At 67.0% G+C, this 18790-nt stretch carries 14 protein-coding genes and 1 pseudogene; 5 read left to right on the top strand and 10 right to left on the bottom strand.

Annotation, left to right across the window (positions count from 1 at the left end):
* Nucleotides 1–215: 215 nt before the first annotated feature.
* Nucleotides 216–1103: pseudogene (locus LWC34_RS27930) on the bottom strand (ATP-binding cassette domain-containing protein); the annotation flags it as partial.
* Between the two features lie 180 nt (nt 1104–1283).
* Here LWC34_RS27930 and modA point away from each other — a divergent pair.
* The 3 genes from modA to LWC34_RS27915 are packed head-to-tail and all read left to right on the top strand — an operon-like array spanning nt 1284 to nt 3924.
* Nucleotides 1284–2063 (top strand): molybdate ABC transporter substrate-binding protein, encoded by a 780-nt coding sequence (gene modA / locus LWC34_RS27925; RefSeq protein WP_233728083.1) that lies wholly within the window; start codon nt 1284–1286, stop codon nt 2061–2063.
* Nucleotides 2064–2080: 17 nt separating this feature from the next.
* Complete coding sequence (locus LWC34_RS27920; protein ID WP_233728082.1) at nt 2081–2875, top strand: ABC transporter permease; 795 nt, start codon at nt 2081–2083, stop codon at nt 2873–2875.
* 41 nt (nt 2876–2916) lie between these two features.
* A complete protein-coding gene (locus LWC34_RS27915) occupies nt 2917–3924 on the top strand; it encodes an ABC transporter ATP-binding protein (protein WP_233728081.1) in 1008 nt (335 codons plus the stop codon).
* A gap of 38 nt (nt 3925–3962) precedes the next feature.
* Here the strand turns inward: LWC34_RS27915 and LWC34_RS27910 are convergent, their stop codons facing one another.
* Genes LWC34_RS27910 through LWC34_RS27900 form a run of 3 tightly spaced genes read right to left on the bottom strand, consistent with a single transcriptional unit; the run spans nt 3963 to nt 7239 of the window.
* The gene (locus LWC34_RS27910) at nt 3963–5192 is read right to left on the bottom strand and encodes a dihydrolipoamide acetyltransferase family protein (protein WP_233728080.1); all 1230 of its coding nucleotides are present in this window, start codon (nt 5190–5192) and stop codon (nt 3963–3965) included.
* Complete coding sequence (locus LWC34_RS27905) at nt 5189–6169, bottom strand: alpha-ketoacid dehydrogenase subunit beta (RefSeq protein ID WP_233728079.1); 981 nt, start codon at nt 6167–6169, stop codon at nt 5189–5191. The genes LWC34_RS27910 and LWC34_RS27905 overlap by 4 nt, the downstream gene beginning before the upstream one ends.
* Nucleotides 6169–7239 (bottom strand): thiamine pyrophosphate-dependent dehydrogenase E1 component subunit alpha, encoded by a 1071-nt coding sequence (locus tag LWC34_RS27900; protein ID WP_233728078.1) that lies wholly within the window; start codon nt 7237–7239, stop codon nt 6169–6171. The genes LWC34_RS27905 and LWC34_RS27900 overlap by 1 nt, the downstream gene beginning before the upstream one ends.
* 91 nt (nt 7240–7330) lie before the next feature.
* Here LWC34_RS27900 and LWC34_RS27895 point away from each other — a divergent pair, with 91 nt between their 5' ends.
* Nucleotides 7331–7819: an Lrp/AsnC family transcriptional regulator gene (locus LWC34_RS27895; RefSeq protein WP_233728077.1), complete on the top strand. Its 489-nt coding sequence runs from the start codon at nt 7331–7333 to the stop codon at nt 7817–7819.
* Nucleotides 7820–7870: 51 nt separating this feature from the next.
* Here the strand turns inward: LWC34_RS27895 and LWC34_RS27890 are convergent, their stop codons facing one another.
* From LWC34_RS27890 to LWC34_RS27875, 4 genes are all read right to left on the bottom strand, one after another.
* Complete coding sequence (locus tag LWC34_RS27890; protein ID WP_372496596.1) at nt 7871–8692, bottom strand: S1 family peptidase; 822 nt, start codon at nt 8690–8692, stop codon at nt 7871–7873.
* A gap of 115 nt (nt 8693–8807) precedes the next feature.
* Nucleotides 8808–10193 carry an NAD-dependent succinate-semialdehyde dehydrogenase gene (locus tag LWC34_RS27885; RefSeq protein ID WP_233728076.1) on the bottom strand — a complete coding sequence of 462 codons (1386 nt, stop codon included), beginning with the start codon at nt 10191–10193 and terminating at the stop codon, nt 8808–8810.
* Nucleotides 10190–11524 carry a 4-aminobutyrate--2-oxoglutarate transaminase gene (gene gabT / locus LWC34_RS27880; RefSeq protein WP_233728075.1) on the bottom strand — a complete coding sequence of 445 codons (1335 nt, stop codon included), beginning with the start codon at nt 11522–11524 and terminating at the stop codon, nt 10190–10192. Before gabT ends, LWC34_RS27885 begins: the two co-directional genes overlap by 4 nt.
* 52 nt (nt 11525–11576) lie before the next feature.
* Nucleotides 11577–13001, bottom strand: a complete 1425-nt coding sequence (locus tag LWC34_RS27875; protein WP_233728074.1) for a PucR family transcriptional regulator — start codon at nt 12999–13001, stop codon at nt 11577–11579.
* An 80-nt stretch (nt 13002–13081) separates the two neighbouring features.
* Here LWC34_RS27875 and LWC34_RS27870 point away from each other — a divergent pair, with 80 nt between their 5' ends.
* Complete coding sequence (locus LWC34_RS27870; RefSeq protein WP_233728073.1) at nt 13082–13969, top strand: universal stress protein; 888 nt, start codon at nt 13082–13084, stop codon at nt 13967–13969.
* A gap of 48 nt (nt 13970–14017) precedes the next feature.
* Here the strand turns inward: LWC34_RS27870 and LWC34_RS27865 are convergent, their stop codons facing one another.
* Nucleotides 14018–14905, bottom strand: a complete 888-nt coding sequence (locus tag LWC34_RS27865) for an SDR family NAD(P)-dependent oxidoreductase (RefSeq protein WP_233728072.1) — start codon at nt 14903–14905, stop codon at nt 14018–14020.
* A gap of 367 nt (nt 14906–15272) precedes the next feature.
* A complete protein-coding gene (locus tag LWC34_RS27860) occupies nt 15273–18707 on the bottom strand; it encodes a tetratricopeptide repeat protein (protein ID WP_233728071.1) in 3435 nt (1144 codons plus the stop codon).
* Nucleotides 18708–18790: the final 83 nt, after the last annotated feature.

The raw sequence follows: 18790 nt of genomic DNA, 5'->3' as shown, positions 1-18790 counted from the left end.
GGGAGTTGTGAACCTCGTCGAGCAACCGCCCTGGGCTCCCTGAACGCCCAGCATCGCCCATGAATCAGCAAGGCCCAGGTCCTCGCCTGCCATCACTCGGTGACAACCAACCCGCAAACCACCCTAATTCAGCGGCCTCCTAGCTAGCTAGCGCGGCCTGAGGACGGCCCAACAAGATCACAAACTCCATAGTGGCTGGTCAGAGCAGTGCGTGGATAGTTGTAGCCCATCTTGTCGTTGTCCCGGGGCGCCCGGTTGTGCGCGACCCCGCGAGCGGTCACCGCCACGGAGTGCTTGAGGTGCTTCAGTTCGTCCTGCTCGGTCTCGTACTGCTGCTCCCAACGTGCGCGCTCGGCGCGCTTGGCGTCGAGGTAGTCGGTGTACGCGCCACCGTACGACGTGATCCCGCCGCGTGCCGGGTCGAGGTCGACGATCGACGTGCAGACCGCGTCGAGGAACACCCGGTCGTGCGACGCGACCACGACCACGCCGGGCAGTCGCGTCAGGCGGCTCTCCAGGAAGGCCATGGCCTCGTCGTCGAGGTGGTTGGTGGGCTCATCCAGCAGCAACGCCTGCGGTTGCCTGATCAGCAAGGCCGCGAGGCCCAGCCTGGACCGTTGGCCGCCGGACAACGAACCCAGCATCCGGTCGTAGCCGACACCAGCCAACCCGAGGCCCTCGATGACGAGCGCCGCGCGCCGGTCGGCGTCCCAGATGTCGTGGGCCTGCGCCCACTCCAGCACCTCGCCGTACTCGGCGAGCGCCGCGGGATCGTCCAGCCTGGTACTGAGCTCGCCAAGGCGCCGGTCGGCGTCGCGGATCTCGGCCAGTGCGCTTTCGACGACCTCGCCGACGGACAGATTCAGGGCGTACGGCAGCTCCTGGGCCAGGAACCCACAGTCCGCCGGCCGGAGGATCTCGCCAGCGTCCGGTTCGGCAAGACCGGCGAGCAATTTCAGCAAAGTCGACTTGCCGACGCCGTTCTCACCGACCAGCCCGAGGCGCTGCCCAGGGGACGCGGTCAGCGAGACGCTGTCGAGAACTCGTCGGTCGCCATAGACCTTGTTCAGGTCACGCGCAGACAAATAGAGGGAGGTAGACATCGCACACCGCCAGAGAAACTCGGTTGGACGTCCGCCGGGCAGCATGCCTCGGGCGCGGACGGGGTGGCGATGTCAGATGTCCATGATGATTACGACGCTAGCAAGGTCCGCAAACGATTATTGGTTCTCCGCAGATGCTGACGTAGATTGCGCTTGGTTCCGCAGATACGGAGGACGATCGTGAAGAAGCTTGCGGCCGCGCTTGTGGCTCCGCTCCTGCTCGTCGGGTGCGCCACCCCAACCCAACCAGCAGCCACCCCTCCGCCATCGAATGCGAGCCAGTCGATCACCGGTGAGGTCACCGTGTTCGCGGCCGCGTCGCTGACCGAGACGTTCACCCAGATCGGCAAGGACTTCCAGGCCGCCAACCCCGGCACGAAGGTCAAGTTCAACTTCGGCGGCAGCTCGGCACTGGCGCAGCAGATCGACCAGGGCGCGCCGGCCGACGTGTTCGCCTCGGCCAGCCCGACGAACATGAAGCAGGTCACCGACACCGGCGCGGCGACCGGCCCGGTCACTTTCGTGCGCAACAAGCTGCAGATCGCGGTCGGCAAGGGCAACCCGCTGAAGATCGCGTCCCTCGCGGACCTCGTCAAGCCCGAGGTCAAGCTCGCGTTGTGCGCCGAGCAGGTGCCGTGTGGCGCGGCGGCGAAGAAGGCGTTCGAGGCCGCGAAGCTGACGCCCAAGCCGGTCACGCTGGAACAGGACGTCAAGGCCACATTGACCAAGGTCCGGCTCGGCGAGGTCGACGCTGCCCTGGTCTACAAGACTGACGTCTCCGCCGCGGCCAATGATGTCGACGGCGTCGACTTCCCGGAGGCCGCGCAGGCGATCAACGACTACCCGATCGTGACGCTGACCAAGGCGCCGAACGCGACGGGCGCCAAGGCCTTCATGGACTATGTGCTGTCGCCCGCGGGACGCGACGTGCTGACCAAGGCAGGCTTTGACGTCCCATAGAAGCCACACTGAACAACATGAGAGCGGTTCGAGCGCGGGTTCCGGTCGTCCTGATCGTTCCCGCGCTGCTCGGCCTGGCGTTCCTGGTGCTCCCGCTGATCGGGCTGGTCATCAGGACGCCGTGGTCGACGTTGATCGACCAGTTGAGCACCGCCGAGGTCGGCGAGGCGCTGCGGCTGTCGTTGATCTGCGCCACGATCGCGACGCTCATCTGCCTGGTGCTGGGCGTGCCGCTGGCGTGGATGCTCGCACGGACTGAGCTTCCGGGCAGGCGCATCGCGCGCGCCTTCGTCACTGTGCCGCTGGTGTTGCCGCCGGTGGTCGGTGGTGTGGCGCTGCTGCTGGTGTTCGGACGGCGTGGCGTGATCGGCCAGTACTTGGATTCGTGGTTCGGGTTTTCGCTTCCGTTCACGACAACGGGTGTGATCGTCGCGGAAGCCTTCGTGGCGATGCCGTTTCTCGTGATCGCGGTCGAAGGCGCGTTGCGTGGCGCCGATCCTCGGTTCGAGGAGGCCGCCGCGACCCTCGGCGCTTCCAGATGGACGGCGTTCCGGCGCGTCACCCTGCCGACGGTGGCTCCTGGTATCGCCGCGGGGGCAGTTCTGTGTTGGGCTCGCGCGCTTGGTGAGTTCGGCGCGACGATCACGTTCGCAGGCAACTATCCGGGCACCACGCAAACCATGCCGTTGGCCGTTTATCTGGCGCTGGAACAGGACCCGGACAGCGCTACCGTGTTGAGTCTCGTGCTGCTGGTCGTGTCCATCGCGATCCTGGTCAGCCTGCGCGACCGATGGATCGGAACGCGCGCATGACTTTGCAGGCGAACTTGCAAGTCCACATAGGATCGTTCACTTTGGCTGCAGAGGTCGAGGTTCCGCCCGGCACGACGTTGGCGCTCCTCGGCCCCAATGGAGCTGGGAAAAGTACGGCGCTTCGGGCGTTGGCAGGGCTACGACCGTTGACGGGCGGGGTCGTCGAGTTGAACGACCGGACACTCGACGATCCGGAACGAAACGTGTTCGAGCCACCGGAGCGGCGGTCGATCGGCGTCGTGTTCCAGGACTACCTGCTGTTCGCGCATCTGTCCGCTTTGGACAACGTCGCGTTCGGCCTGCGGGCGCGCGGTATGCGCAAGCATGAGGCGAACGCGGAAGCCGCAGAATGGCTTGACCGCGTCGGTCTGGCGCAACAGGCGCGCAACAAGCCTCGGCAGTTGTCCGGCGGACAGGCCCAACGGGTCGCGCTCGCACGAGCACTGGCCATTCGGCCGGACCTGTTGCTGCTCGATGAGCCCCTGGCCGCGTTGGATGCCGCGACACGCATCCAGATCCGGGCACAGCTGCGTAAACACCTGGATGAGTACAAGGGCGCGACCGTGTTGGTCACGCACGATCCGTTGGACGCCATGGTGTTGGCCGACCAATTGCTTGTCGTGGAGAACGGGGCCGTCGTGCAGGCGGGCACGCCCGCCGAGATCGCCAGACGGCCGCGGACCGATTACATCGCGGCCCTCGTCGGGCTCAATCTGTATCGCGGTGTGGCCAACGGCGTGACCATCAAACTCGATGACGGCGGCGTTCTCACCACCGCGCACCCCATGGACGGCGCGGTGTTCGTGACGTTCCCGCCGACCGCAGTGAGCCTGCACAAGAACAAACCGGAGGGCAGTCCCCGCAACACGTGGCTCGCTGAAGTGGCCGGGATCGAGCAACACGCCGACACCGTGCGCGTCCGGTTGACCGGGACGCCGGACCTGCTGGCCGACGTGACCACGGCAGCGGTCGCGGAGCTGTCACTGAGCCCGGGGCTGCAGGTGTGGGTCACGGTCAAAGCGACCGAAACCCACGCCTACCCCATCTGAACACGCAGGTCAGCAACTATGGCCACGGTGGCGCGCCGTCACATGTCGCCAAGCAACGCCGTCGGACGCTCGACACAGTCGGCCACGAATCGCAGGAAGCCGCCCGCGACCTCGCCGTCACACACCCTGTGGTCGAACGCGAGCGTCAACTCGGTGACCTTGCGGACCGCGAGCTGTCCGTCGACCACCCACGGCCGGTCGATGATCCGCCCGACGCCGACGATCGCGGCCTCGGGGTGGTTGATGATCGCGGCCGAACCGTCCACACCGAACACGCCATAGTTGTTCACGGTGAACGTGCCACCGCTCATCTTCGCTGGCGGCAAGGTGCCTTCCCGTGCCTGCTCGGTGAGCTGGCCCAGGTGCGCGGCCAGTTCCCGGGTGGTCAGGTTCTGCGCGTCCTTGACCACGGGAACGACCAGGCCGCGAGGAGTTTGCGCGGCGAATCCGAGATGCACCGCCTCGGAGATCACAATCTCCCCGCGTTCGGTGTCCACAGTGGAGTTCAGCGCCGGGTAGCGCCGAAGTCCGAGCACGCAGAACCGGGCGATCATGGCCAGCAGGCTCACCGGACGGGCCGGGTCGGCGCTGTTGATCTCCTGGCGCGCCGCGAGCAGGCCGGTGGCATCGACGTCCACCCACACCGTCGCCTCGGGGATCTCACGGCGGGACCTGCTCAACCGCTCGGCCATCACGCCCCGGACCCCGCGCAGCGGAATCCTGGTCACCGGGCTGTCCGAGGCCTGGCCCTCGATCGCGGCCACCACGTCTTTACGCAGCACAAGGCCGTCAGGGCCACTGCCAGCCAGGCCCCGCAGATCTACCTGGTTCTCCCTGGCCAGCTTGCGAACCACGGGAGACACCACCGCGACCGGCCCAGTCCTGGCCGGTTCCACCTGGCTCACCACAGGAGCCGCCGAGCCGTTGACACTTGTCAGCGCGCGGCGACGTCCTTGACGACGGCCGCGCTTGGTGCCTCCGGCGCCGACCAAGTTCGGGCTCGTCTCCACGCCCGGCTCGGACAGGCCCGCGGAAGCGACCGACAGCAGCGGCGCGCCGACGTTGATCGTCGAGCCTGCCTCGCCGTGCAGCGCGGTCACGACACCGGCGTACGGAACCGGCACCTCGATCGCGGCCTTCGCGGTCTCGACCTCGACCACTGCCTGGTCCACCTCGACCGCGTCGCCGACGGCGACCAGCCACCGCACGATCTCCGCGTCGACCAGGCCCTCACCGAGGTCGGGCAGGGTGAACTCACGGACGTTCACTTGTCCTCCCACTGCAGCCGGGCGATCGTGTCCAGGATCCGGTCCGGGTGCGGGAGCTGGTGCTCCTCGAGGTCCTTCGGCGGGTATGGCACGTCAAAACCGCCAACCCGCAGCACCGGGGCCTCCAGCCAGTGGAAACACTGCTCGCTCACCGTCGCGGCGACCTCGGCGCCGTACCCGGAGAACACCGAGGACTCGTGCACGACGACGGCACGGCCGGTCTTGCGGACCGACGCGCACACGGTTTCCTCATCGAGTGGCGTGAGCGACCTAAGGTCGATGACCTCGACGTCCCAGCCCTCTTCCTTGGCTGCCTCGGCCGTCTCCATGCAGGTCTGCACGGTGGAGCCGTAGGAGATGAGCGTGACATCCTGGCCCGTCCGGCGGACCACCGCGCGGTTCATCGGGTCGGTGCGCTGCGGCAGTTCGAGATCCGCGCGGGTCCAGTACCGGGACTTCGGCTCCATGAAGATCACCGGGTCCGGGCTCTCGATCGCGGCCCGCAGCAGCGAGTACGCGTCGGCCGTGGTTCCCGGCGTGATCACGGTCAGGCCCGGCGTGTGCGTGTAATAGGCCTCCGACGAGTCACCGTGGTGCTCGACGCCGCCGATGCCACCGCCATAAGGAATGCGGATGACCATGGGCAGCGCGACCTTGCCGCGCGTGCGGTTGCGCATTTTGGCCACGTGCGACGTGATCTGCTCGAACGCCGGGTAGGCGAACGCGTCGAACTGCATCTCGACGACCGGGCGCATGCCGTACATCGCCATACCGACCGCGGTGCCGACGATTCCCGATTCCGCGAGCGGCGAGTCGAAACAACGGTCCTCGCCGAACTGCGCGGTGAGGCCCTCGGTGACGGTGAACACGCCGCCGTACGGCCCGACGTCCTCGCCGAAAACGACGACGTTCGGGTCCTCGGCCATCGCGTCGCGCAGCGCACGGTTCAACGCTTGCGCCATGTTGATCTGGGCCATCACGCCTCACCCCGGTCCGCCGCGAGCTCGGCCCGCAGTGCGTCGCGCTGCGCGCGCAACCTCGGCGTCGGGACGGCGTAGACGTGTTCGAACAGGTCGGCCGGGTCGACGTGCGCGTCCTGGTTCATCTCAGCGCGCAGCTCGGCCATCATCCGGTCGGCTTCCTCGGCGTACGCGGATTCGTCCAGGCCTAGCAGGCGGTTGAACCGGATGATCGGGTCCGCCGCACGCCACGGCTCAGCGTCACCGGGATCGCGGTAGCGGTTGGTGTCGTCGGAGTTGGTGTGCGGTTCGATCCGGTACGTCAGGCCTTCAACAATGGACGGTCCGCCGCCTGAGCGTGCCCTGGCGAGAGCGTCGGACACGACCGTGTAGACGGCCGCCGCGTCGTTGCCGTCGACCTGGTAACCCGGCATGCCGTAGCCGATGGCCTTGTGCGCCAACGTGGGCGCCTTGGACTGCTTGAACAACGGGACGCTGATGGCCCATTGATTGTTCTGGATGAAGAAAACGACCGGGGCGTTGAACACCGCCGCGAAGTTGAACGCCTCGTGCGCGTCACCTTCGCTCGTGGCGCCGTCGCCCATGAACACAAGCACAGCCAGGGAATCGCCGCGCAGGCGCGCTGCGTGCGCCAGCCCCACGGCGTGCGGTCCGTTCGTGGCCAACGGCGTGCACAACGGAGCGACGCGATGCGCGTACGGGTCGTAACCCGAGTGCCAGTTGCCGCGAAGCAGCGTGAGCGTCTCGACGGCAGGCACCCCGCGCGTGACCACGGCAACGGTGTCGCGGTACGTCGGGAACAGCCAGTCGTCGTCCTCGAGTGCCAGGGTCGCGCCGACCTCGCAGGCCTCCTGGCCCACCGAGGACGGATAGACCGCGAGGCGGCCCTGTTTGGTCAGTGCGGTCGCCTGCCTGTTGAACCGCCTGCCCAGCACCATGGCGCGGTGCAAGGATCGCAGCACGCGCTCGTCCGGCAGGTCTCCGACGGCCGACCCGTTCTCGTCGACCAGCTGGATGGGTTTCTGGCCCGGCAGCGTGAGCTCGGGGCTCGCCTCGATCGACTTCATGACCGAATGGTCAGTTGGTATCGTGACAGTTGTCCACGCTAGCGGCCGAGACCGAGACGACTTGTCCACGCGACGGCGACGGGAGGTCCGGATGTCCCATCAGATGTCCGGCCATGGCGCCCCCGATGGACGGATGGCGCCGGCTCTGGACGAGGTCGATCGCAACATCGTCGAGCTGCTGCGCGCGGATGGCCGAATTTCTGTGCGCAAGCTGGCCGAACAGGTCAATGTCTCGCGCGCCAACGCGTACGCCCGGATCGAACGGCTGACCTCGTCCGGTGTGATCACCGGCTACCACGCGACGATCGATCCGCACCGGTACGGCTACACGGTTTCGGCGTACCTGGCGGTCAAACTGCGCCAGCGGTCGTGGCGCGAGTTCACTCAGCGCCTGGCCGACATGCCTGAGGTCGAGCACGCGGCGATGGTGTCCGGCGGTTACGACGGCCTGTTGCTTGTCCGGACCACCGACAGCGATGCCCTGCGCGACGTCGTGCTGGACAGATTGCAGTCCATGCCCGAGGTCATGGCCACGCACACGATGTTCATCCTTGACGAGCTCAGGCCGAAGCCCTCGTAAGCGGCTCGCTGACCGAGCCACCCACGAGGGCCTGGAGTTTTCGCTACGGAGCTATATCCGGGCAGCGGCGGCGGCGATCGCCGAGGCGAACGTACTCACCTCGGTGTAGACGCCCGGTGCGTTGGCCCTGGCGCAGCCGTTGCCGTGGCTGACGATTCCGACGTTGATCCACTCACCGGCGTTATCCCGGCGGAACATCGGGCCACCGGAGTCGCCCTGGCAGGTGTCCACACCACCATTGGCCAGGTTGCCCGCGCAGATCTCGGCGGCAGGGATCAGGCTGGCGTAGTAGCCGCCAATGCCCCTGCAGGTGGTGTCGGACACGAACGGCACCTTGGCCTTGAGCAGGTAACGGCTACCTGAATGCGAGCCCTCACGGGTGTCGCCCCAGCCGGCGATGTCGAACGTGCCGGTGTCGAATTCCTTCGTGGTGGCGATCTTCAGCGGCTTGACGTTGGTGACCGAGCTGGCCAGCTTGATCAGCGCCCAGTCGCCGCCGGTGGACGCGCCGTACGTCGACGACCGGTGGACGTAGGTCGACCGGATCTTGGTCGCGGTGGTGTCCTGCAGGTCCACGACGCCGATCGTGGCGGTGATGCTGGTGTTGTTGCCGGTGCGGGTGACGCAGTGCGCCGCGGTCAGGACGATGTTCGGCGCGTACAGCGCGCCACCACAGCCCATGGACAGACGCACCATCCACGGGAATTCGCCCTTGGCTGCCCTCGTGCCGCCGATGACCTGGACACCGACCTCACCGTCGGCTCCCGGCGGCGGGGATGCCGCGGCCGGGGACGCGAGTCCGATCATGGTGGCGGTGCCGACAATGGCAACCGCCGATTTTTTGAGCGCGCTGAACCAGGTGTTGGTGCTCAACGGATCAGTCCTTCCGAAGTCCACTCAAGTGCAGGGAGGTGAACGCGAATCGATAACACCAGAGCGGAATCGGGCCAGTCAACCCGACTTTCTTCGGATTTTGATCCCGGTTGTGTTACCAGGATGTTGCCACGTAGGTGGTTTCCAGGTATTCGCCGATGCCTTCGAAGCCGCCTTCCCTGCCGAGGCCGGACTCTTTGACACCGCCGAAGGGCGCGGCCGGATCGGACACAAGGCCGCGGTTGAGGCCGACCATGCCTGCCTCGAGTTGTTCCGCCAGCCGGAAACCTCTGGCCAGGTCAGCGGTGTACACGTAGGCGACGAGACCCATCTCGGTCGCGTTGGCGAAAGCGACCGCGTCGGCGTCGTCGTGAATGGCGAAGATCGGCGCAACTGGACCGAATATCTCCTCGCGGGCCAGAACTGAGTCGCGCGGAACGTCGGTTACGACGGTCGGCGGATAGTTGAAACCAGCTCGATCAGTGCGCTTTCCGCCGAGCACCACGGTGCCGCCGGACAATTCCACCTTCGCTTCGACGTTTGTCACGGCGCGCTCGTTGATCAGCGGAGCGGACGGCACCGCGCGCATAGCGGAAACGAGCTTGGAAGTGAACTCTGCCGCGACAGATTCATGGATGAGAAACCGATTGGCCGCGGTGCAGGCTTGGCCGTGGTTCCGCATTTTGGCGATCATCGCGCCGTCGACGGCCGCGTCGAGGTCGGCGTCATCGAGCACGATGAAGGGCGCGTTGCCACCGAGTTCCATCGAGGACTTGACGATGTGACCCGCTGCCTGGGCCAGCAGAAGTTGGCCGACCCGGGTGGATCCTGTGAAGGAGAGCTTACGAATCCGATCGTCTTGCAGAGCCTTTTCTACAAGTTCCCCTGGCTTGTCCGTGGTCAGGACGTTGAGCACGCCGTCGGGCAAGCCAGCTTCGGCAAGCAGATCGGCCAGCAACAGCGCGGTCAGCGGGGTGTCCTCGGCTGGTTTGAGCACCGCGGTGCACCCGGCCGCGAGCGCGGGCCCGATCTTGCGGGTGGCCATGGCCGCCGGGAAGTTCCACGGAGTCAGCAGCAGCGAAACCCCGACCGGACGCCGGAACGTCATGATCCGGTTCGCCCCGCCGGGCGCGGTCCGCAGCTCGCCACCGATCCGTACGGCCTCTTCAGCGAACCACCGGAAGTATTCGGCCGCGTAGGTCACCTCGGCCGTCGCGTCCGCCAGTGACTTGCCCATCTCACGATGGATCAGCGCAGCGATCTCGTCGCGCCGCGCGATCATCGCCTCGAACGCCCGGCGCAGGACGTCGCTTCGTTCCCGAGGCGGAGTGGCTGCCCAAGTTGGCCAAGCCGCGTGAGCTGCGGTGATGGCCGCGTCCAGATCGTCGGAACCGGCGCGGGCGACCGACGTGATGGTCTCGCCGGACGACGGATCGAGAACCGGGAACGTGCCTTCCGAACCCGGCGCCCACTTTCCGTTGACGAACAGTTCCGTCTTCACAGGACCTCCTCGAAGGCAGCGTCCAGAATGTCGAGGCCTTCGGTCAGCAGGTCCTGGCCGATGACCAGCGGTGGCAGGAACCGCAGGACGTTGCCGAAGGTGCCCGCGGTCAACGTGATCAGCCCGGTCCGGTGGCAGGCCGCGGACACGGCACTGGCCAAGGCCGAGTTCGGCTCGGCGAATTCGATGGCCAGCATGGCGCCCCGGCCACGGACTTCGCCGACCTGGTCGTACTTCGCGGCCAACGCCGCCAGCCTCGGCCGCATGATGGATTCGATCCGCCGGGCGGTGCCACACAGATCATCGGCTTGCATGGTGTCGATCGCGGCGAGGGCTGCGGCGCACGCGATGGGGTTGCCGCCGTAGGTTCCGCCAAGTCCGCCGACGTGTACCGAGTCCATAAGCTCGGCGCGACCGGTGACCGCGGCCAATGGCAGGCCGCCCGCGATGCCCTTCGCGGTGGTGATCAGGTCGGGGACGAAGCCCTCGTGGGTCGAGGCGAACCAGTCGCCGGTCCGGCAGAAGCCGGTCTGGATCTCGTCGGCGATCAGCAGAATTCCCTCGGCCGTGCACCAGTCCGCGACACGCTGCAGAAAGCCGGGCGCTGGCACGATGAATCCACCTTCACCCTGGATCGGCTCGACGATGACAGCGGCGACGTTGTCCGAGCCGACCTGGACCCGAACTGTCGTCGTGAACGCCTCAAACGCCTCGTCAGCACAAGTGGCGCTGCCGGATGGCCATCGATACGGGTAGGCCATCGGAACGCGGTAGACCTCGCCTGCGAACGGCCCGAAGCCTTGTTTGTAAGGCATGTTCTTGGCGGTCAGTGCCATGGTCAGGTTGGTGCGCCCGTGATAAGCGTGGTCGAACGCGACGACAGCTGACCGGCCCGTGTGGTGCCGGGCGATCTTCACCGCGTTCTCCACGGCCTCCGCGCCGGAGTTGAACAACGCCGTGCGCTTCTCGAAGTCGCCGGGCGTGAGCTGGTTCAGCCGCTCGGCCACGGCGACATAGCCCTCGTACGGCGTGATCATGAAGCAGGTGTGCGTGAAGTCCTCCACCTGCGCGCGGACGGCGTCGACGACTCGCGGCGCGGAGTTGCCGACGTTCGTCACGGCGATCCCGGAACCGAAGTCGATGAGGTGGTTGTCGTCGACGTCGACGACGATGCCGCCGCCAGCGCGCACGACGTACGCGGGCAGGGTTGTGCCGACGCCGGACGCGACCGCCGCCACCTTGCGGGCGTGCAGCTCACGCGAGCGCGGACCGGGGATCTCCGTGCGCAGGACGCGCCGTTGCTCGATGCCTTGCGAGGTACCGGTGGTCATGCCCGAAGTACACACGCTGACCTGGGGATCTGTCAGTTGTACAAATGTCGTATCAGTTGTTCAAATGTAGTGCGACCCACAGTTCGGCCCTGGTCCCGACCGTGTCGAGGCTGCGGCCGAGGAGCTCCTCGATCTTGTGCAGCCGGTATCGCAGCGTCTGCCGGTGGATCTCCAGCCGCGCGCTCGCCTCGGTCCAGTTCCCGTCGCAGGCCAGGAAGGTGCGCAGCGTCCCAAGCAGATCCAGGGAAGAGTCGTGGCCGTGCAACGGCGCCAGCAACGCATCCGCGTACGCACGGACCTCCGGTGTGTCCACACGGGACAGCAACCCTTGGTCGAGCAGTTCCGCCTTGGTGATGATCACCGGACCGTCACCCGCGAGCGCGCTGGACATACTGAACGCCTTGGCCGCCGCGTCGGGGACGTTCTCCCAAGCCACAGCTTCACTGACGGCCGCACGTCCGCGCCCCGCCAGCAATTCAGCCAGTTGCCGGACGCTGTACCGGCCGAAGACGCACAACAGATAGTCGCCGCCTTGCACGGCGAGGGCCTCCGGCATCTCGCGTTCCACATGGGACGCGACGTCGCCGCGAATGATGGCCACCCGGACCGGCGCCTTGGGCAGCGTCACCCCCAAAGCCTTGGCGTCATCGGTCAACCCGTGAACCAGGAACCGCGTGGCAGCCGATCGCAGCAGCCGCTCGGCACCGCGAACCGCTGTGGCCTGTTCGGTCTGGAACGCCAGCAGGCTCAGCGCCGTGCCAATCACGCTATGCCCGTCGGCGCTCAACTTCGGCGTCCCGACGGCCAGGTATCCGCCCATGTGCTCGATCGGATGGACTGATACTTGGGCTTTGTCAGCCGACCACGATATGGAGAACCGCCCGGCTGGCGTGACCCGGTCGAGCTCGGCCCGCACCCGCTTCAGCTCACGCCGCGCCTTCGCCGGAGCCACGGCGACGACGCGAAAGTCCTGGTCAACCACCATGGCCCAGCCGTTGAGCCAACGTGCGAGCCGCCGGACGATCTCGCCAGGCACGTCCGGCGCGGCCAGGCAGCGGATGAGCGCGCGCTCGATTTCCGCCGTGGACCGCGCCTCACGGACCGCTGTCCGCGCCATGTCGTCGGCGACGAACTTGGTGATGTCCGCGAACCGCGTCTCCAGCGGCACCTCAAGCAGCGGAAGCCCTGCCTTCTGACACGCCTTGACCAGTCCGGCCGGGACAGACTGGTGCGAAAGGCCGACACCGAACCCGATGCCGACCACTCCGGCTTGCTTGAGCCGAGACACGAATTCGCCAGGTGGCCCCATTTGCAGGCCAGTGGTCAGCAGCAGCGTTTTCGCACGCAGGAACGGGCCGGGGTCGGCCAGTTCGCTGACGTGTACCCAGCCGATCGACTGATTCACCGCGTCTTCTCCGGCCAGCACACGCAATCCGAAGTCGCGCGCACGGACGAGTGCGGCCAGAGTGAGTGTCACCGGGTCACTGTCGCACGCGGCGACACGGACAACCGGAAAGGAACACCGAACGAGCGACGCACGAGACCAAAGGAGACGCGATGTCCGAATCCGCGCACGACGCCGTCGTGGTCGGTTACGACGGCTCCCCTGCCGCGCGGCGGGCCGCGCACTGGGCGGCCAGAGAGGCCGCGACCCGGCGCAGGCGCCTGACGATCGTGCACGCGTTCCGCTGGCCGTTGACCGAACTCACCCAGCTACGGACCGAGGCGCTGGTCCTCTCGGAGGACCCGTTCCGTACCGAGTACCAGAAACTCGTCGACGACCTCGTCGAGGAGTGCAGGCCGTTGGCGGGTGGCAACGACGTCACCGGAGAGCTAGTCCCTGGCGACTCGGTCGATGTCCTCAGCAGGCTCGGCGCGCACGCGAACCTGTTGGTGCTCGGCTCATCCGGGCACGGCGCCGTACACCAGGTGCTGCTCGGCTCCACGTCGGCGGAGCTGGTCCGGTCGGTCGCCGCGCCGGTCGTTGTGGTGCGCGAAACCGACCATCCGTCCAACCACCGCCGGGTCGTGGTCGGTGCGGACGGATCCGCGACGAGCGTCAGAGCGGTCGATTTCGCGTTCGACTACGCCACCCGGCACGACGCCGAACTTGTTGCCGTGCACGCGTGGAGCGATCTGCCGCTGGACGCGCTCGCCCCGGTCCGCGAGTGGGATGTGAACTGGGATGAGATCACCGAGCAGGCCAAGCTCGCGCTGTCGGAGAACCTGGCCGGGCATTCGGCCAAGTACCCAGACGTGCGCGTGCGCCACATCGTCACGATGAGCAAACCGGTCGAAGCGCTGCTGGAACAGAGCCAGAACGCGGACTTGGTCGTCGTGGGCAGCCATGGCCGCGGCTCGGTGCGCCGCATGTTGCTTGGCTCGGTGAGCCAAGCGATTCTGCACTACGCGAAGTGCCCGGTCGCCGTGTTGCGCGCGCCTTGATCCACTGTGGACGACGGAATGCCGGCGAGCCGGCATTCCGTCAGCGACTCAGGAGGCCGTGGCCGGCACGATCCACTTGCGCAGCCGCGGTGGAAGGCGCTTCTCCAGGCCGTATGGCTCGAGATGTGCTTGGAACACCTCGTTGAACGCATGCTCGACACCGTCGGAATCCCAGACGTCCCGCTCCAGGATCGGCGCCTTGAAGTACGGCTGCCCGACGATGTGCAACTGAGGGCCGTTGCAGCGGACCACCTGCCCAGTGATCCCATGCGCGCGGTCGGACAACAGGAACAGCGCGACCGGCGCTATCCGGCTGGCCGTACGGTCCGGCGGGCAGGCCCGCAGTGACCGCTCGGATTTCCACACCATTCTGGTGTGCGCCAACGGGCACAACGCGTTGACGCGGATCCCTGCCTCCTCCATGTCCAGTGCCCATGAATACGTCAGCGACGCGACGGCGCCTTTGGATGCCGCGTACGTCCCCAGCTTGCGCTGTCCAAGGTGCGCCCCGGACGACACGTTCACGATCGAACCGCCGCCCTGTGCACGCATCTGGCGCGCGGCCGCGACACCCATGTACATCACCCCGAGGACGTTGACTTCGACCAGCTCCCTCATCTGGTCGATTTCCTCGTCCCACGGCAGGGCCTCGTAGTTGAGGCCAGCATTGTTGATCAAGCCGTGTACGGCGCCGAATTCCCGGACGCACAAATCGATGATCTCCTGCGCCTGGCCCGGATCCGCGACCGAGTGGCCGCTGGCAACGACCTTGCCACCCTGCGCGCGGATATTCTCCGCGGTCCGTTCGGCCAGGTCACCATCGATGTCGTTGACCACGACCGCCGCCCCCGCATGGGCGGCGTGCAGTGCGAACGCCTCGCCAAGGCCGCGCCCAGCCCCGGTGATGACCACTGCCTTCCCGTCCAAGAACCTCATGTGTCCAGTGTTGACACCCGGCCTGGGCCCGAATGGGTGACCGGCGACGAACGGTCTGGACATTGCGCCAAACGCGCCAACGAGTTCAGCCCTACCGTAGAGCCCCGCCTATCACCGAACAACGCGAAGATGTGAATCCAACTGCCGATTTTCGGTGACAAATTGCCGGTCACGGATTGAGGTGACGGGCATTTTCGCTGGTCAAACGCCGTTAAGTGTTGCCGTTGAACAGCGTTCGGAAGTACAGGGAATCTTCACTGGAGATCCACTGACGACGACTACCGTTCGAGATGCCCGGACGGCGTATTACGGCATCGGGGGGTATGTCGTAATACGCTCCGGGCTTCTCGAGAAGATCGACATCTGCTCAGTGATCGTCGGCAAGGGGTACCCCAAGCGCGGTGAAAATCGCGTCCGCGGCACCGCGCTCGACCATCGCGTCCCCTGTCTCGCCGAGACCGCGCAGCACCATGCTCTTCGCCTGCCGCGCCCTCGCCTCCACCAGCCGCTGGCCCGTTTTCCGGGCAATGGTCAACGCCTGCTGTGCATGGTCGTACGCCCGTGAGAAGTCGTTGAAGGCAAGGTGGCCCAATGCGAGGACCGTCAACGCGCGAGCCTCAAGCAAACGCATGCCCGAGTCACGCATGACCGCGAGAGCGTCCCGTGCTGCCGTGAGCGCCTCGGCGACGTGGCCAGATCGGCGCAGCGCGGCGGACATTCCAATCAGGACGGAGGTCTCGCCGTACCGGAACTCGATATCCCTGGCCAATTGCAGCGCCTCGCGGTAGTGGCCCAACGCGATGTCCGTGTGGCCACGACGCATGTGCGCAGTCGCCACGATGTCCAGCCCGCTGACTTCGTGGCGTCGCTCCCCGAGTTGGCGCCCTTGCGTGATTCCTGTGCGCGCCAAGACGACCGCGCGCCGATAGCGGCCAGCGTCGCAATGGGTCTCAGCGAGGCAGATGATCGTGCTGACCTCGCCATGGCGGTCGCCGAGCTGGCGGCACGTGGCAAGCGCGCGCAGATGGCACTGCACGGAGTTGTCCAGTTCCCCCATGGCCCAATGGGCGAGCCCGGCGCCGTTCAACGCTCGCGCCTCGACGTACCGGTTGCCCAGTTCGCGCGCCAACGTGATCGATTGTTTGTGCCAGTTCAGTGCTTGATCCGGACGACCGAGCGACAGTTGCGCGACGCCGATGTAGTTCAGCCCGGTCGCCTCGCCGACGCGGTTGTCGGTCTCCCGGTTGATGGTCAGCGCCTGCGAGTAGTAGCTGGCTGCCTGCGCGGGCCTGCCCAATTGCGAGTGCACACGGCCAAGGTTGTGCAGCGAAGCCGCCTCGCCCGCGCGGTTGTTGATCCGGCGGTTGAGCGCCAGTGCCTCGTTGTGGTGCGTGATCGCGCGCTGGTAGTCGCTGAGGTTGTAGTAGACGAGGCCGAGGATGTCGAGCATCGAGGCCTCGGCCAGTTGATCGTCCTCCTGCCTCGCCGCGTCGAGCGCGGTGTGGCAGATTTCCAGGCCGTCGACACCGTGCCCGCGGCTGATGAAGTAGCCGCGCAGGACGTCGGTGATCTGCCAGGCGTACCGGCGCGGCCCGTTCGCCGCGGCCCAGTTCACGGCTGCGATCAGGTTGGGGCGTTCGGCGTCCAGCCAGCTGACGGCGTCGGTCTCGTCGGCCAGGGCGAGCACGTGCGCGCCCTCGACCATCTTGGGCACCGGCAGCCGGGACGTGTCCGGGAACAGCAGGCTGGTCGCGGTATGCGCGGTGTGCAGGTAGAAGTCGAGCAGCTGATCCAGCGCGACCACGGCATCGTCCTCGCGGGCCCGCAGGCTCGCGTATTCGGCCAGCAGGTCGTGCAGTCCGTAGCGGTCCCCGGCTTCGGGGTGCACGAGGTTCGCCGACACGAGATGGCCGATTCCGCGACGCACCTTTGTCGGAGTGCCGCCGGTCAACGCGATCGCGGCATCGACCGAGAAGTCCGAGCCGGGAATCAATCCAAGCAACCGGAACAAGTTCTGCGAGTCGGGTTCCAGCTGCGCGTAGGACAGATCGAACGCGGCTCGGACCGCACCCTGCTCGTCGCCTTCGACGGTCAGCCCGGCGAGCCTGCCCTGCCGACGAAGATCCGCGGTGTACCCCGCGATCTCGGTGTGCGGCCCGGAATTGATGTTGGCCGCAGCGATGCGCAACGCCAGCGGCAGATACGCGCAGGCCTCCAGCAGATCCTCGACCGACGCGGATTCGTCGCGCATCCGGTCGGGGCCGATGCTGCGCGCCAGCAAGGCCTTGGCTTCGTCCGGGTGCAGGCCGTCCAAGGCCAGCCGGTAGGCGCCTTCGCGCGCGGACAACCCACCGAGGCGGCCGCGGCTCGTGACCAGGACCAGACACCCGGCGCTGCCTGGCAGCAGCGGCCGGACCTGATCCACGCCGCTCGCGTTGTCCAGCACGATCAGGACCCTCCGGCTGGCCAGCAACGTCCGGTACAGGCCCATGCCCTCTTCGACGTCGATCGGCACCTGCTCGGCTGGCACGCCAAGGGCATGCAGGAAGCGGGACAACGCGTCCAGTGGCCGAACTGGCGCGCCAGCGGCGTATCCACGCAGGTCGACGTACAACTGGCCGTCCGGGTACTGGTCGCGGACCCGGTGCGCCCAATGCACCGCCAGCGCGGTTTTGCCGACGCCCGCGATGCCTTCGATGGTCACGATGACCACCGCACTGGCCTGGCTGCCCTCGGGGACCAAGGCGTCGAGGGACTCGAGTTGGGCCTCGCGGCCAGCGAATCCCGTGACGTCCGCAGGCAGCTGGGCCGGGACGCTACGGCCCGTCGGCGGAGCCACCGCCGGTGTGGTTGGCGCTTCCCGCTGCAGGATCCGCAGGTGCGCCTCGCGCATCTCCGCTCCCGGCCGGACGCCGAGTTCATCGGCGAGGCGATCGCGTACGTCGGCGAACAGGCGCAGTGCGACGGCCTGCTGCCCGGATCCGGCCAACGCCAGCATCAACCGGGCGTTGAGGCCTTCGTGCAGGCCACCGTGCAACGGATCCTCGCCGGACAAGCGCTGCAGTTGAACCGCTGCCTGCTCATGCTGGCCCAACGCCATGGCCAGGTCCGCGTAGCTCAAGGCCGCGGCCAGGCGGCGCTGGGCGAGAGCCATGGCGGCCGGATGTTGACGCAGCCGGTCTGGCATGTCGGACAGCACGCTGCCCCGCCAGCACTGCAGGGCTTCCACGAAGTTCGCCTCCGCGGTGTGCGGATCCTCCGCCGCGAGCGCACGCGCCCGGCTGGCCAGTTCGTCGAACCGCAACGCGTCGAGGCCGGTCTCGTCGATTTTCAGCAGGTAGCCGCCGTGTGCCGCGACGATCGGCTGTGCCGGATCGAGCGAACGTCTAAGTCTTGCTACATATGTATAAACGAGGTTCATCGAGGACTTCGGCGGGTGCTCGCCCCACAGGACGTCCACGATCTCCTCGCGGGTGACGACCCGGTTGGGCTGCAGCGCCAGCAACGCGAGCAGCGACCGCGGCATCGACGGTCCGATGTCGACCGGCCCGGCACCGGTCCGCACGCTCAATTGGCCGAGTACGTCGATCCGCAGTTCGGTCCGGCCGTCCAGGACCAGCCCGACGACCTCCGCGAGCCTGCGCATGGACGCGGGACGTGGCTTGGCGACCCGGCCTTGTTCGATGTAGCGCACCGCGCGGACACTCACTTCGGCCCGGTCAGCGAGCTCCTGCTGGGTCAGCCCAGCGCGGACCCGGTGAGCGCGAAGCAGCTCTCCCAATTCGTTCGGGCCGGAGGACATAGCGTTGATCCTGCCCGAACAACCCGGCTGGCCGTACCGGATCCAGTGGGCCACCCTTACCGACAGTCTCCACGCAGAACGGT

Origin of the sequence: Kibdelosporangium philippinense (assembly GCF_021390435.2) — a bacterium.
Lineage (GTDB): Bacteria > Actinomycetota > Actinomycetes > Mycobacteriales > Pseudonocardiaceae > Kibdelosporangium > Kibdelosporangium philippinense.
The sequence above is the reverse complement of the archived record's forward strand: the minus strand, read 5'-3'. Positions and strand labels throughout refer to the sequence as shown.

What these genes read in the sequence shown, in the direction of transcription:
- LWC34_RS27895 (WP_233728077.1), top strand. Translation starts at nt 7,331, where the DNA reads ATGTCCCATCAGATGTCCGGCCATGGCGCCCCCGATGGACGGATGGCG.
- LWC34_RS27870 (WP_233728073.1), top strand. Translation starts at nt 13,082, where the DNA reads ATGTCCGAATCCGCGCACGACGCCGTCGTGGTCGGTTACGACGGCTCC.
- LWC34_RS27905 (WP_233728079.1), bottom strand. Translation starts at nt 6,169, where the DNA reads ATGGCCCAGATCAACATGGCGCAAGCGTTGAACCGTGCGCTGCGCGAC.
- LWC34_RS27900 (WP_233728078.1), bottom strand. Translation starts at nt 7,239, where the DNA reads ATGAAGTCGATCGAGGCGAGCCCCGAGCTCACGCTGCCGGGCCAGAAA.
- gabT (WP_233728075.1), bottom strand. Translation starts at nt 11,524, where the DNA reads ATGACCACCGGTACCTCGCAAGGCATCGAGCAACGGCGCGTCCTGCGC.
- LWC34_RS27860 (WP_233728071.1), bottom strand. Translation starts at nt 18,707, where the DNA reads ATGTCCTCCGGCCCGAACGAATTGGGAGAGCTGCTTCGCGCTCACCGG.
- LWC34_RS27865 (WP_233728072.1), bottom strand. Translation starts at nt 14,905, where the DNA reads ATGAGGTTCTTGGACGGGAAGGCAGTGGTCATCACCGGGGCTGGGCGC.
- LWC34_RS27920 (WP_233728082.1), top strand. Translation starts at nt 2,081, where the DNA reads ATGAGAGCGGTTCGAGCGCGGGTTCCGGTCGTCCTGATCGTTCCCGCG.